The following is a 1,178-nucleotide window of genomic DNA, read 5'->3' as shown; positions in this document are numbered from 1 at the left end:
TGTCTCAGGGTTACGACTATCTTGACCTTTTGATACCTTTAATCCAACTACAGATTCGTACTTTTGATCATTTGTAAACCAAGTCGCACGTACCTCTCCAGAATCATTAATAATGTATTCATTACCAGATTGACTACGCCAAGTACCTTCTAAACTAGACAAATCATTGTTCTTGATTGCTTCAATATCTAGTTTTGGAACAGCAGTTTCTTTCTTCAACTTGCTAACAAGTGCTTCTGCTTCCGTAATTTTGGTATCTAAAGCAGTCAGTTGATCCTTGAGTTTTTGAATTTCCTCTTGTTTATCCTTATCAGTCTCATCTGTTTTTCCTTGGCTTGTAGACGATTTACTTGTTGACTCTGTAGTTGAAACAGCAGACGATGTTTGATTTGACTCTTTCTTTCCAATCAGAAGATATGAGAAAATACTTACCAAGATGAGAGTGACTAAAACAGAGAGTGCTATGCCAATATAGATTTTTATATTTTTATTCGGAGCCGACTTTGATTCAGACCGCTTAGGTCCATTGATCTCTTCAAATTGTTTTTCCCGTTCTTTCTTATTCATAATTTTCTCCTTTTTGATTGATATTCAGGCAAGCTTACGATACTTCATTCGTTACTATCCATGAACTTTTATGACTTTTAAAAAAAAATCCAAGCAAAAATTTCTAGAATAAATAACTATCAAAATATCTCTAGATTGGTATCAAAACAAGTATTTATTACAATACATTATACCACAAAATATAAATTTTAGTTTTAATTTATAAGTAGGAGTTTCTGACGTTAAATAGAACCTATCTCAAACGTTCCACCTTTCCTATATTTACAAAAAAAGAAGCCCGTTTGGACTTCTTGATTCTGCCGATTGCAGGGCTTGAACCTGTGACCTACGCGTTACGAGTGCGTTGCTCTACCAACTGAGCTAAATCGGCGATTACCCTTTTAGTATAGCACTCTGAGAATAGATGTCAAGAAATTTTTATCTCCATTAGAAAAAGCCTGTCCTGAGACAAGGCTTTTACATATATCTCTATTAAATCTCCCATTTTCATAGAAATCTAAATAATATATTTATAAATCAATATTTTCACAAAACTATGTCATCACCTCACTATCTAATCTCAGTACATAAACCATTTTTTCTATAGCTTTTGTCTTAATCTTTATTTTTTC

Annotated in this window: 1 protein-coding gene and 1 tRNA gene; both read right to left on the bottom strand. The window is 33.0% G+C overall.

Going from position 1 to position 1,178, the window contains the following annotated elements; translation table 11 throughout:
* A partial coding sequence (locus GMD4S_RS09110) for a DUF6287 domain-containing protein (protein WP_001034383.1) occupies positions 1 to 567 on the bottom strand: 567 nt, incomplete at its 3' end.
* Between the two features lie 297 nt (positions 568 to 864).
* A tRNA-Thr gene (locus GMD4S_RS09105) sits at positions 865 to 937 on the bottom strand.
* Positions 938 to 1,178: the final 241 nt, after the last annotated feature.

Source organism: Streptococcus sp. GMD4S (genome assembly GCF_000296955.1).
Note: the sequence above shows the minus strand (reverse complement) of the source record. Positions and strands in the feature narration are given on the sequence as shown.